General features: G+C 73.5%; 13 protein-coding genes. 1 reads left to right on the top strand and 12 read right to left on the bottom strand.

Translation table 11 applies throughout. The features are described 5' to 3' along the window. Positions 1–47 precede the first annotated feature (47 nt). From DSM104329_RS13285 to DSM104329_RS13245, 9 genes are all read right to left on the bottom strand, one after another. Positions 48–1,136, bottom strand: coding sequence for a class I SAM-dependent methyltransferase (locus DSM104329_RS13285; protein WP_259315924.1), 1,089 nt, complete (start codon positions 1,134–1,136; stop codon positions 48–50). Between the two features lie 64 nt (positions 1,137–1,200). Continuing rightward, positions 1,201–4,038 carry an ATP-binding protein gene (locus tag DSM104329_RS13280; RefSeq protein ID WP_259315923.1) on the bottom strand — a complete coding sequence of 946 codons (2,838 nt, stop codon included), beginning with the start codon at positions 4,036–4,038 and terminating at the stop codon, positions 1,201–1,203. A gap of 66 nt (positions 4,039–4,104) precedes the next feature. Next, on the bottom strand, positions 4,105–4,608 hold the full coding sequence (ilvN, locus tag DSM104329_RS13275) for an acetolactate synthase small subunit (RefSeq protein WP_407655911.1): 504 nt from the start codon (positions 4,606–4,608) through the stop codon (positions 4,105–4,107). Positions 4,609–4,667: 59 nt separating this feature from the next. Continuing rightward, complete coding sequence (gene ilvB, locus DSM104329_RS13270; protein ID WP_259315921.1) at positions 4,668–6,344, bottom strand: biosynthetic-type acetolactate synthase large subunit; 1,677 nt, start codon at positions 6,342–6,344, stop codon at positions 4,668–4,670. A 35-nt stretch (positions 6,345–6,379) separates the two neighbouring features. Further along, positions 6,380–6,679, bottom strand: a complete 300-nt coding sequence (locus DSM104329_RS13265; protein ID WP_259315920.1) for a hypothetical protein — start codon at positions 6,677–6,679, stop codon at positions 6,380–6,382. Between the two features lie 7 nt (positions 6,680–6,686). Further along, the gene (locus DSM104329_RS13260; RefSeq protein WP_259315919.1) at positions 6,687–6,863 is read right to left on the bottom strand and encodes a hypothetical protein; all 177 of its coding nucleotides are present in this window, start codon (positions 6,861–6,863) and stop codon (positions 6,687–6,689) included. A gap of 43 nt (positions 6,864–6,906) precedes the next feature. Continuing rightward, positions 6,907–7,083: a hypothetical protein gene (locus DSM104329_RS13255; RefSeq protein ID WP_259315918.1), complete on the bottom strand. Its 177-nt coding sequence runs from the start codon at positions 7,081–7,083 to the stop codon at positions 6,907–6,909. Between the two features lie 91 nt (positions 7,084–7,174). Beyond that, a complete protein-coding gene (locus DSM104329_RS13250; RefSeq protein WP_259315917.1) occupies positions 7,175–7,858 on the bottom strand; it encodes a hypothetical protein in 684 nt (227 codons plus the stop codon). A gap of 26 nt (positions 7,859–7,884) precedes the next feature. Further along, on the bottom strand, positions 7,885–8,109 hold the full coding sequence (locus tag DSM104329_RS13245) for a hypothetical protein (protein ID WP_259315916.1): 225 nt from the start codon (positions 8,107–8,109) through the stop codon (positions 7,885–7,887). 124 nt (positions 8,110–8,233) lie between these two features. Here DSM104329_RS13245 and DSM104329_RS13240 point away from each other — a divergent pair, with 124 nt between their 5' ends. After that, positions 8,234–8,914: a TIGR00266 family protein gene (locus tag DSM104329_RS13240; protein WP_259315915.1), complete on the top strand. Its 681-nt coding sequence runs from the start codon at positions 8,234–8,236 to the stop codon at positions 8,912–8,914. Positions 8,915–8,991: 77 nt separating this feature from the next. Here the strand turns inward: DSM104329_RS13240 and gatB are convergent, their stop codons facing one another. From gatB to gatC, 3 genes are read right to left on the bottom strand one after another with little or no spacing between them, the layout of a single operon-like run. After that, entirely contained in the window at positions 8,992–10,413 is a 1,422-nt protein-coding gene (gatB, locus tag DSM104329_RS13235; RefSeq protein WP_259315914.1) for an Asp-tRNA(Asn)/Glu-tRNA(Gln) amidotransferase subunit GatB, read from the bottom strand. Next, positions 10,410–11,870 (bottom strand): Asp-tRNA(Asn)/Glu-tRNA(Gln) amidotransferase subunit GatA, encoded by a 1,461-nt coding sequence (gene gatA, locus DSM104329_RS13230; RefSeq protein WP_259315913.1) that lies wholly within the window; start codon positions 11,868–11,870, stop codon positions 10,410–10,412. The genes gatB and gatA overlap by 4 nt, the downstream gene beginning before the upstream one ends. Next, positions 11,867–12,151: an Asp-tRNA(Asn)/Glu-tRNA(Gln) amidotransferase subunit GatC gene (gene gatC, locus DSM104329_RS13225; RefSeq protein WP_259315912.1), complete on the bottom strand. Its 285-nt coding sequence runs from the start codon at positions 12,149–12,151 to the stop codon at positions 11,867–11,869. The genes gatA and gatC overlap by 4 nt, the downstream gene beginning before the upstream one ends. Positions 12,152–12,183 lie beyond the last annotated feature (32 nt).

The following is a 12,183-nucleotide window of genomic DNA, read 5'->3' as shown; positions in this document are numbered from 1 at the left end:
CGCTCAGCGGGCACAGACGCCCACACGTCCGCCGAGGACGGCGTCCGTCACGCGCGGGCCTCGAACACCAGGTTGAACGGCGTCTCCGCCGCGCGCCGGAAGTGCGTCAGGCCGCCGGCGGTCACGACGTCGCGCAGCCGCGTCTCGCCCGCCTGGGCGCCGAGCGCCAGCCCGACCTCCTGCGACAGCGAGGCGGGCGTGCACAGCAGCGTCGACGCCGCGTAGTAGATGCGGCCGATCGGGTTGAGGTTGTCCTCGGTGCGGTCGTTGGCGAACGGCTCCACGATCATCCACGTGCCGCCGTCGGCGAGCGTCGAGCGGACGTGGCGCGCCGCGCCCACGGGATCGCCCATGTCGTGCAGGCAGTCGAACGTCGTGACGAGGTCGTACCCGCCGCCGGGGTACGTGCTCGCCGGGGCGACCTCGAAGGTGACGCGGTCCGCGACGCCCGCCGCCCGCGCGCGCTCGCGCGCCACGGCGATCGAGCCGTCGTGGTAGTCGAACCCGGTGACCGTCGCGTCCGGGTAGGTCTGCGCCATCAGGATGGTCGACGCGCCGTGGCCGCAGCCGACGTCGGCGACGCGGCCGCCGTCGCGCAGCTTGGCCTCGACGCCCTCGAGCGCCGGGATCCACTCCGTGCACAGGTGCGCGGCGTACCCGGGGCGGAAGAAGCGCTCGCAGCCCTCGAACACGCCGTGGCTGTGCTCGTGCCAGCCGACGCCCGCGCCGGAGCGGAACGCCTCGGCGATCTGCGCGTGGTCGCCCGCGCTGGCGGTCATGAGCTGGAAGGCGCCGGGCATGAACCACGGGCTGGCCTCGTCGGCGAGCACCATCGCGTGCTCGGCCGGCAGCGTGTAGCGCTCGCCGTCGGGCTCGTAGGTGACGTAGCCGCCCGCCGCCTGCGCGTTGAGCCACTCGCGCACGTACCGCTCCGAAGTGCCGGTGCGCTCGGCCAGCTCCGCGGCCGTGATCGGTCCGGCGCCGGCCATCGCGGCGTAGAGGCCGAGCTGGTCGCCGATCACGACGAGGGCGGCGTTCAGCGTCGCGCCGAGCTCGCCGAGCGCCTGGTGGACGAAGGCGACGACCTTCTGCTCGTCGATCTGCGCCGGCTGGTCCTGCGTCAACTGCGTGGCCATGGGATCTCCCTGGTCGTGTGGCCGTGGTCGACGCGACCGTAGGCGGGCCCCGCTGCGGCTCGCATCAGGGGGCCCCCTGGTCTTCGGCGTCGGGCCCCGCGCCGAGCACCGCGGCGAGCGCGTCGCGCGAGCGGATGCCGAGCTTGCGGTACGCGTTGCGCAGGTGATGCTCGACCGTCTTCGGGCTCAGGAACAGCCGGCCCGCCGCCTCGCGGGTCGTCAGGCCGGAGCCGAGCAGCATCGCCACCTGCAGCTCCTGCGGCGTGAGGTCGTCGAGCGTGCTCGGGTCCCGGCGCCGGGCGGTCTCCCCCGTCGCCTGCAGCTCGATCCGGGCGCGCTCGGCCCACGGCGCGGCCCCGAGCTCGTCGAAGGCCTCGAAGCTGCGGCGCAGCTCCGCCCGCGCCTGCACGCGACGGCGTGCGCGGCGCAATCGCTCGCCGTGGCACAGGCGCGTGCGCGCCTCCTCGAAGCGGTCCGGCGTGTCGCCGTGCAGGCGCAGCGCGGCGGCGAAGTGCCGCTCGAAGTCCTCGTCGCCGGCGAGCAGGCCCCGCGCGCGCTCCAACCGCGCGAGCGCCCACGGCTGGCCCTTCTCGACGGCGCGTTGCGCGAAGGCCTCGAACCCCGGGGGCGCGCGCTCGTCGCCGCCGCGGCGCACGCACGCCTCGACGAGGTCGGGCACCGGCGAGACGTCGGGGTCGGCGATCCCTGCGGCGGCGAGGACGGCCTGCTTGCGCTCGAGCGGCTCGATCGCCCGGTCGGGCCGGCCGGCCGCGAGCTCCATCTCGGCGAGCGCATCCAGCGCCCACGACCGCGGCATCTCCAGGCCCAGGCGGTTGCCGCGCTCGAGCGCCAGCGCCGCGTACTCGCGGCACGCGTCCTCGTCGCCGCGGCGCGCCGCGACGAGCGCCATGCCGGCCGCGGCCAGGCACAGCGGCAGGCCCTGGCCGGCCTCGCGGGCCAGCCGCATCGCCTCCTCGTACAGCGACGCGCCCACGGCCCAGCGGTCGCTCGTCGTCGCGTAGCGGCCGGCCAGCGCGAGCGCGTAGGGCAGGACGCCGCGCGTGCCCTCACGCCGCCCGCAGGCGATCGCGCGGTCGATCAGCACGGCGCCGGCGCCCGCCTCGCGCAGGAACAGCGGGCCGACGGCCGCCGACGAGAGCAGCTGCGGATCGCCGCGCAGATCCTCGGAGGACTCGAGCGCCGCGGTCGCCTCGCGGACGTGGCGCGCGCCCTCGTCGCCCTGGCCGCCGTAGATCAGCGCCGCGCCGAGCGCGAGCGTCGCCCGCACGGTCGCGCGCTCGCCGCAGTCAGAGGCCGCGGCCAGCGCGTACGCCGCCCGGGCCGTCTCGAGCATCGACCCCGGATGCCCGCCGTACAGGCACGCCTCGGCCGCGTCGGCGCGCATCTCGACCGCCTTGGCGGGATGCCGGGCGGCGACCTCGTCGGCGGCCTGCACGAGGATCCGGTAGCCGTCCATGACCGGCCCGGCCTGCATCGTCGCCTGGCCGCGCAGGTGCTCGGCCTCCGCCCGCAGCAGCGCGTCCGGCCGCGCGGCGAGCACGTGCTCGGCGGCACGGATCGTGCGCGCCGGGTCGCCGGCCAGCCACGCCGCCTCCGCCGCCGCGTACCGGCGCTCGGCGGCCCGGGCGGGATCGGCGGTCAGCTGGGCGGCGCGCTCGGCCGCGCTCGCCGCCGTCGCGTAGGCGCCGCGGTCGCGGGCGCGCTCGGCGGCGGCCTGCAGCGCCGCCGCCGCGCCGGCATCCGGCCCCAGCGCCGCGGAGGCGAGATGCCAGGCGCGCCGGTCGCCGTCCGGGTCGGCCGTCAGCACCTCGGCGAGCGCGCGGTGCGCCGCGCGGCGCTGCTCGGGCAGCGCCGCGTTGTAGGCGGCCGCGCGCACGAGCGGATGGCGGAACTCGATGCGGCCGAACCCGAGCGCCACCAGACCCGCCCGCTCGGCCGCCTCGAGCTCGGTGAGGTCGAGCCGGAGCGCGGCCCCGGCCGCGGCGACGGCGGCGAGATCGCTCGCGCCCGCCGCGGCCGCGAGCAGCAGCATCGTCCGGCCGCTCTCCGGGAGCGCCTCGATGCGGCCGCGATAGGCGCGCTCGACGCTCGTCTGGACGGCCAGGGGGCCGTCGGGCGCGGCGAGGGGCAGGTCGAGCGCGGTCCCGGCCAGCTCGACGAGCGCGAGCGGGTTGCCGGCGGTGAGCGCGAACAGCCGCTGCGCCGAGTCCGGCGGCGGCGGGTGGCCGGCGCGCTGAGCGAGGATCTCGGCGGCGGTCGCGTGGTCCACGCCGCCGAGGTCGAGCGTCGGCAGCCCCATCTCGTCGACCATCGGGGCCTCGCCGGTGCGCACGGACAGCAGGACGGCGATGGGATCGACGACCAGGCGCCGCGCGGCGAACAGGACGGCGGCCAGCGAGGGGCGGTCGAGCCAGTGGGCGTCGTCGACCACGACGAGCAGCGGCCTGTGCTCGGCCGCCGTCGCCAGCAGGTTCAGCGTGGCGGCGCCCACCGTGAAGCGGTCGAGCCGGGTCGGCGGGCCGAGCGCCAGCGCCGCCCGCAGGCTGTCGGCCTGTGGCGCGGGCAGGCGGTCGACGTCGGCGAGGACCGGCCGCAGCAGTTCCAGCAGGCCGCCGAACGGGACCTCGGCCTCGGCCTCGGTCCCGCGCGCCGTGAGCAATGCCATTCCTGCCGCGCGGTCGCCCGCGTAGCCGAGCAGAGCCGTCTTGCCGATCCCCGGCTCGCCCGAGACGATCAGCGTGCCGCTCGTGCCGACGCGCGCCTCCACGAGCATCCGGTCGAGACGCGCCCGCTCCCGCGCCCGGCCCAGGAGCGGCCACGCGCTGCCCGCACTCGCGCTCGCGGGCGCGGGATCTGCCGGTTGAGATTCGAGCGCGCTCACGTGGGCCGGTGGGCCTCCCGCGGCGGACTATCTCACCCCCCGCCCCCGCTATGTGTGCGCGTCAGCTCAGGTCTCGCCGCGCCCGCGCGAGATCGCGATCTCGCCCGTGCGCATCATCTCGACGAGGCCGAACGGGCGGACCATCCGCTCGAACGCCTCGATCTTGTCGGTCGTGCCGGTGACCTCGAGCACGAGCGAGCGCTTCGTCACGTCGACGACCTTGCCGCGGAAGATCTCGCAGATCTGCATGACCTCGGCGCGCTGCGCGCCGTCCACCGCGACCTTGAACATCGCCAGCTCGCGCGCGACCGTGTCGGTCGGCTCGAGGTCGCGGATCTTCAGGACGTTGATGAGCTTGTGCAGCTGCTTGACGACCTGGTCGATCGGGTGCAGCGCCCCGTCGAGGGTCAGCGTGATGCGGGAGATGCGCTCGTCGTCGGTGGGGCCGACCGTGAGCGTGTCGATGTTGAAGCCGCGCCGCGCGAACAGGCCCGCGATCCGCGTCAGCACGCCCGGCTTGTTCTCGACGAGGATCGACAGCGTGTGCTTGCGCCCCGAGCGCAGGCTCACCGTCGCCTCCAGCTCCTCGAGGCTCAGCAGCTCCTTGGTTCCCGGCTCGCCCACCGTGATCACCCCACCATGTCGCGCGCCGGGGCGCCGGGCGCGATCATCGGATACACGTTCTCTTCGGCGGTCACGCGGACGTCGACCATGACCGGCCCGTCCGTGGCGAGCGCCGCCCTGATGTCGTCCACCAGCGTCGTCTTGTCGGTGAAGCGCATCCCGGTCGCGCCGTACGCCTCGGCGAGCTTGAGGAAGTCCGGGAAGCGGCCCATGTCGACGTGCGAGTACCGGCGGTCCCAGAACAGCTCCTGCCACTGGCGGACCATGCCGAGGTAGCCGTTGTTCATGATGAAGACCTTGATCGGGATGCCGTCCTCGGCGCAGGTCGCGAGCTCCTGCACGTTCATCTGCACCGAGCCGTCGCCGGTGATGCAGACGACCGTCTGGTCCGGGCAGCCGACCGCGGCGCCCATGGCCGCCGGCAGCCCGTAGCCCATCGTCCCCAGGCCGCCCGAGTTGATCCACCGGCGCGGCTTGTCGAAGTGGTAGTACTGCGCCGCCCACATCTGGTGCTGGCCCACGTCGGAGCAGACGATCGCGTCGCCGCCGGTCGCCTCGTACAGCGCCTGGATCAGGAACTGCGGCTTGATCTCGGTGTCGGCGCTGTCCTCGTAGGCGAGCGGATGGCGCTCGCGCCAGGTCTCGATCCGCTGCCACCACTCCTCGAGGCGGCTGCGGTCCGGCTCGAGCGCGCGGTACTCGGCCACGAGCTTCGTGAGGATGTTCTTCGCGTCGCCGACGATCGGGATGTGCGCGGGGACGTTCTTGGAGATCTCCGCCGGGTCGATGTCGATGTGGATGAACTTCGCGCGCGGCGCGAACTCGCTGAGCTTGCCGGTGACGCGGTCGTCGAAGCGGGCGCCGATGCAGCAGATGAGGTCGGCCTCGTCGATCGCGTAGTTCGCCGCCCGCGTGCCGTGCATGCCCAGCATGCCGAGCCATTGCGGGTCGGGCGCCGGGAAGGCCCCGAGGCCCATGAGCGTGCAGGTGACCGGAAAGCGGTCGGCGCGCGCGAGCGCACACAGCTCCTCCGCGGCATTCGCGTTGATGACGCCGCCGCCCGCGTAGATGACCGGCCGGCGGGCGGAGGCCAGCGCCTTGGCCGCCTGGCGGATCTGCTTCTGGTTGCCCTCGGTCGTCGGCTGGTAGCCGGGCAGGTGGACGTCGGTGACCGGCTCGTAGTCGATCTCGGCGCGCGACAGGTCCTGCGGGATGTCGATGACGACGGGGCCGGGCCGGCCGGTGCGGGCGATGTGGAAGGCCTCGTGGATCGCGCGCGGGATCTCCAGCGGGTGCTGGATCATGAAGCTGTGCTTGACGATCGGCATCGTGATGCCGAGCGTGTCGGCCTCCTGGAAGCCGTCGGTCCCGAGCAGCTCGGTCCGGACCTGACCCGTGATGAACACCACCGGCGTCGAGTCCATCATCGCGTCGGTGATCGCCGTGACGAGGTTCGTCGCGCCCGGGCCGCTCGTGGCGAGGCAGACGCCGACCTTGCCCGTCGCCCGCGCATAGCCCGAGGCGGCGTGGCCGCCGCCCTGCTCGTGGCGGACGAGCACGTGGCGGATGCCCGCGTCGACGAACGCGTCGTAGGTCGGGAGGTTCGCGCCGCCGGGATAGCCGAATACGACCTCGACGCCCTCAGCCTTCAGGCACTCCATGACGGCATCGACCGCTCGCATGCGCGCGAACCTCCTTTCCTTCCACGACGAAAGGGTCAGGCCGGCTCTGGACCGTGGACAGCCGGCGAGGACTCCTCAGTGTATCCCGGGTTGAGCTCCGTCCCGCAGCGGGTGCACAGCGCCTCGTAGAGCTTGACGGTCTTGCCGCAGCGCGGGCAGTGCTTCTCGGGCTCCAGGCTCTCGTAGCGGTAGAGCACCGCCGCGGCCAGCCCGAAGAACGGGATGCACGCCGAGATCAGGAACCAGATGAGGAACGAAGAGCCCTTCAACCGCCCGACGACTCCTCCGGCCAGGCCGAAGAAGAACGCGATGACGATGATCGCGCCGCCGGCCACGGCCGGCTCAGAGCGTGCGGACGGCCCAGACGATCGCGGCGATCGCGAGGACGATGACGATGATCGTGGCGAGGCCGGCGATGAGGCCGATGGCGAACTTCAGCAGGATCCAGGCGGCGATCGCGAAGACGATGACCGCGAGGATCTTCTTGCCGAGGCCCGGCGACGAAGAAGTGTCTTCCATGCCGTCCATTCTACGGGCCCGGCGATCCGGGCCCGCAGGTTCGTCAGTCGTAGATGCGCTTGAGGTGCACGTGGGTGGGATCGCCCGGCCTACGCTCCCCCTCGACCTTCAGCCGCGCGAGCCGGTAGCGGCGCACGGCGGCGCTGTCACGGCCGCGCGAGGCGGCGGAGGCGGGGCGCGGGGCGAGAACGAGGCGCTTGGCGGCGATTGCGGCGGTCATGCGCAGCATCATGGACTCCCCTTCTCCGGCCGGCATCCGACCGGTGGCCAAGATCTGGCGGTCGTCATTGGCCCCAGTGTCGAGGTCGCGGTCAGCGATCGCGTGAAGATGCTGCAACCGCCACCGCGTGGTCCAGCGCGGGGCGCTGCTCGCGGCGCAGACGGGCGCGCACGCGCCTCGGCCGGCCGGAGAACGCGAGGTTGGCGACCGTGGCAAAGCCGCACTCGTCGGCGCGCAGCGCGAGCAGCAGGTGGGCGATGCGGTCGCCCGACGGCAGGTCGGCGTCGCGCACGCCGACGCAGTAGCACTCGACGCGCCGGGCCCGTCCCCGCCCGGGCCGGACGAGCAGCGCGCCCGCCTCGCCCAGCAGCCACACCCCCAACCCCCCGCGCTCGCACACCAGGCCCGTCCGCGCATGCAGGTCGCGCGCCTCGTGGCCGACGAGATCGCCGAGGAGCCCGACGGAGACGCGCTCGGGGCCGGCGGGGCCCCGCGGCCGCGGCCGCACGACGTTCGCGCCGCGCTGCGCGTAGAGCGCGGGGATGATCCAGGCGTGAGCCAGGCAGACGAGCGCGACCGGCAGCGTCAGCGGCTCGAGCGCCAGCAGCACGGCCGCCGCCAGGGCGAACGGCACGACGTGCGCGACGGTCGTCAGCGTCCAGAGCCGGTCGCCGCGGTCCAGCGCCCGCGCGTCGACGCGCGGGCGCCAATGGACCGCGGCGAGCTCGGGCAGCGGCTGCGGTTCGGCCGCCGTGAGCTGGGCGTCGGTCGCCATCGCGCCGGTGGTGGGCCCGTTGCGGTTCAGCCGCCGCTGATCGGCAGCCGCAGGATCACCGTGTCGGCGTCGACCGGCAGCTCGCGCACCTGCTCGGCGTGGCCCGGCCCTGTGGTGACCATGGCCATGTAGCCGCGGTCGAGCTCGGCCCGGAACGCCTCGACGGCGCGTTCCACGGCCTGCGGATCGGAGGCGGTCCACTCCGCGACGGTGGTGTGCCCGTTGCGGTCCATGCGGATGAGCTTCGCCATGCTGGTCCTCCCTTGCGTCGACTCTGATGGGCATGCTACGCCTCATGAGAAGCGCACCGGTGCGCTTGCCGGCGATCGCCCGGTTTACGGTCGGTCCCGCTCAGGAAGGGTTAGGGTCGACGTCATGGACGTCACCATCCGCCACAGCCCGAGCTTCGCCGTCGCCCGCTGCGCCCTCTCCGGGGGCGAGGCGCTGAAGGCGGAGGCCGGGTCGATGATGGCCACCTCGCACGGAGTCGAGGTCGAGGCCAAGATGCAGGGAGGGCTGCTCAAGGGCCTCAAGCGCAGCGTGCTCGGCGGCGAGTCGCTGTTCATGACCACGTTCACCGCCCCGTCGCAGGGCGGCTGGGTCGACTGCGCGGCGCGCCTGCCGGGCGATGTCACCGTGCTCGAGGTCGGCGCCGAGGCGCTCAACCTGTCGCGCGGCTCGTACCTGTGCTCGTCGGCGACCGTGGAGATCGACACGAAGTGGGGCGGCTTCAAGAACCTCGCGGGCGGCGAGGGCGGGTTCCTGCTCCACGCGACCGGGTCGGGCCACGTCGTCGTCTCGTGCTACGGCGCCCTCGACCTCGTGCAGCTCGGCGCGGGCGAGTCGTTCGTCATCGACTCCGGGCACGTCGTCGCGTTCGACCCGTCCGTGACCTACACGACGCGCAAGGTGTCGTCCGGCGTGATGAACACGCTCAAGAGCGGCGAGGGGCTCGTCATGGAGTTCACCGGCCCGGGCCGGGTCTGGGTCCAGACCCGCAACCCGAGCGAGTTCATCGAGTGGCTGACGGCGGTCCTGCCGTTCTCGCGGCAGTAGCCGGGACGCCATCGCCCATGGAGGGGCGTCGCCCTGCGGCTCGAGGCGGCGCGCGCGGACGCCGGCCGAGGGGCGACCTACAGCCCGAGCTGCCGGCGCACGAGCCGCGTGACCTCGCCGCCCTCGGCGCGGCCCTTCGTCGCCTTCATGACGTGGCCGATGATCGGGCCGATCGCCTTCATGTTGCCGCCCTTGATCTTCTCGGCGGCCTCGGCGTTGGCGGCGATCGCCTCGGCCACGATGCCCTCGAGCTCGTCCCCGCCGCCCATGGCCCGCAGGCCCTCCGCGTCGACGATCGCCGCGGGGTCGCCGCCGTCGGAGACCAGCTTGTCGAGCACCTGGCGCGCGGCGCCGACGGTGATCGCCTTCGACGACAGCAGCCCGACGAGTGCGGCGAGCGCTGACGGCGCCACCTTCGACGCGCCCGGATCGCCCTCGTCCAGGCGCGCGGCCAGCTCCGTCACCCAGTTGGCGACCGTCTGCGGTTCCGGTGAGTCGACCGCGAGGACGGACTCGAAGTACGCGGCCAGCTCCACGCGGTCGGCGAGCAGCCTGGCGCTGTCCTCGCTCAGCCCGAGCGTCGTGCGGTAGCGCTCCACGCGCGCGGCCGGCAGCTCGGGCAGCTCGGCGCGCGCGGCCTCGAGCATCTCGGGCGTGATCGCGATCGGCACGAGGTCGGGCTCGGGGAAGTAGCGGTAGTCGTGCGCCTCCTCCTTGGAGCGCAGCGACGTGATGCGCTCGGTGCGCGGATCGAAGTGCAGCGTCTCCTGGACGACCGGCTCGCCGGCGCGCAGGAGCGCGGTCTGGCGTTCGACCTCGGCCTTGATGCCCCGCTCGATGAAGCGGAACGAGTTCATGTTCTTCAGCTCGGTCTTCGTGCCGAGCTCGTCGCTGCCGACCGGGCGGATGGAGATGTTGGCGTCGCAGCGCAGCGAGCCCTCCTCCATGTTCACGTCCGACACGCCGAGCTGGCGCAGCGTCACGCGCAGGAGGTTGAGCCACTCCCGGGCCTGTTCGGCCGAGCGCACGTCCGGCTCGGTGACGATCTCCGCCAGCGGCGTGCCGCCTCGGTTGAAGTCGACGATCGACGTGTCGGAGCCGTGGATGCGCCCGCTCTCGCCGACGTGCACGAGCTTGGCCGCGTCCTCCTCGAGGTGCACGCGGTGGATGCGCACGTCGCCCAGCCGGCCGCCCGAGCACAGCGGGAGGTCGAACTGGGAGATCTGGTAGCCCTTGGGCAGGTCGGGATAGAAGTAGTTCTTGCGGTGGAAGATCGAGCGCGGGGCGAGCTCGGACTCGACCGCCATGCCGATCATCAGGCCATAGTGGATCGCGCGCGCGTTCGTCACCGGCAGCGCGCCGGGCAGGCCGAGGCACACCGGGCAGGTGTGCGTGTTCGGGGGGTCGCCGAACGACAGGTCGCAGCCGCAGAACATCTTCGTCCGCGTCTTGAGCTGGACGTGGATCTCCAGGCCGATGACGGGCTCGTAGTCGGTCATTCGACCACCCCCGAATCGTCCGCGCCCCCATCGAACCGCGCTCGGGTGAGGCCCGGCGTCAGCCCCCGGAAGCCGATCGCCTGCTCGAGCGCGTACGCCGCGTCGAGGATCCGGTTCTCGCTGAACGCCGGGCCGGCGAGCTGGAAACCGACCGGCAGCTCGTTGCTCAGTCCGCACGGGATCGAGATGCCGGGCAGGCCGGCCAGCGAGAACGGAACCGTGAAGTAGTCGCCGAGGTACATCGCCAGCGGGTCGCCCGTCTTCTCGCCGAGGCGGAAGGCGGTGGTCGGCGTGGTCGGCGTGGCGATGAGGTCGCAGCCGTGGAAGGCGCGGCGGAAGTCGTCGGCGATCTTCGTGCGCACCTGCTGCGCGCGGCCGTAGTACGCGTCGTAGTAACCGGAGCTCAGCGCGTAGGTACCGATGAGGATGCGGCGCTTGACCTCGTCGCCGAAGCCGTCGTGGCGGGTGTGGGTGTACATCGCCAGCAGGCCCTCGTCCTCGTCGCGGCGCAGGCCGTAACGCACGCCGTCGAAGCGGGCGAGGTTCGCGGAGGCCTCCGCGGGCGCGATCACGTAGTAGGCGCTCAGCGCATGCGAGGCGTGCGGCAGGTCGACGTCGGCGATCCGGGCGCCGAGCTCCTGCGCCTTGTCGAGCGCGGCCTCGAAGGCGGCGAGGACGCCCGGCTCGAGCCCCTCGCCGGTCAGCTCCCCGCGCGGCACGCCGATGCGTACGCCGTCGAGGCGCTCGGCGCTGGGCAGGGCGATCTTCTCGGGATGCGCCACCGAGGTCGAGTCGCACGGGTCGTCGCCCGTCATGTGCGCGTAGAGCAGCGCGGCGTCGGTGACGTCGCGGGTCAGCGGGCCCGCCTGGTCCAGCGACGACGCGAAGGCGATCATGCCGTAGCGGCTCACCGAGCCGTACGTCGGCTTGAGCCCGACGATGCCGCACATCGCGGCGGGCTGGCGGATCGAGCCGCCGGTATCCGTGCCGAGCGCCCACGGGGCGAGGCCGGCGGCGACCGCGGCGGCGCTGCCGCCCGACGACCCGCCGGGCACGCGCTCGCGGTCCCACGGGTTGCGCACCGGGCCGAAGCCGGAGTTCTCGTTCGACGAGCCCATCGCGAACTCGTCCTGGTTCGTCTTGCCCAGCAGCGGCGCGCCCGCCCCGGCGAGCTGCCGCACCACCGTCGCCGTGTACGGCGGCCGGTAGCCCTCGAGGATGCGCGAGCCGGCCTGGCTCGGCACGCCCTCGGTGCAGAACAGGTCCTTGACGGCGAGCGGCACGCCGCGCAGCGGGCCGTCGCCGGCCGCGGGCGCCTCGCCGTCCTCGGCGACCCATGTGAACGCGTTGAGCTCGTCGCCGGCGGCGCGCTCGCGGTAGGCGGCGAACGCCTCGGCCGCCGAGACGTCGCCCGCGCCGATCGCGTCGGCGAGCTGCTTGGCGCTCAGCTCGATCATGCCTGCGGGCTGGGGACGAGGAAGCCGTCCTCGGTGCGCGCGGGCGCGGCGGCCAGCGCGACCTCACGGTCCAGGCAGGGCCGCGGCTCGTCGGGCCGCAGCGCGTTGGCGACCTCGACGACGTGGGAGGTCGGCTCGACGCCCTCGAGGTCGAGCTCGGAGATGTGCTCGATGTGGTCCAGGATGCGCGACAGCTCGCCCGCCATGCGCTCCACCTCGTCGTCGGTGAGCTGCAGGCGCGCGAGGCGTGCGACGTGCAGGACCTGGTCGCGGTCGATCATCGGCCTTGAGAGTAGATGGTGCGCGCGGGGCC

This window comes from Capillimicrobium parvum, from assembly GCF_021172045.1.
GTDB classification, from domain to species: domain Bacteria; phylum Actinomycetota; class Thermoleophilia; order Solirubrobacterales; family Solirubrobacteraceae; genus Capillimicrobium; species Capillimicrobium parvum.
The sequence above is the reverse complement of the archived record's forward strand: the minus strand, read 5'-3'. Positions and strand labels throughout refer to the sequence as shown.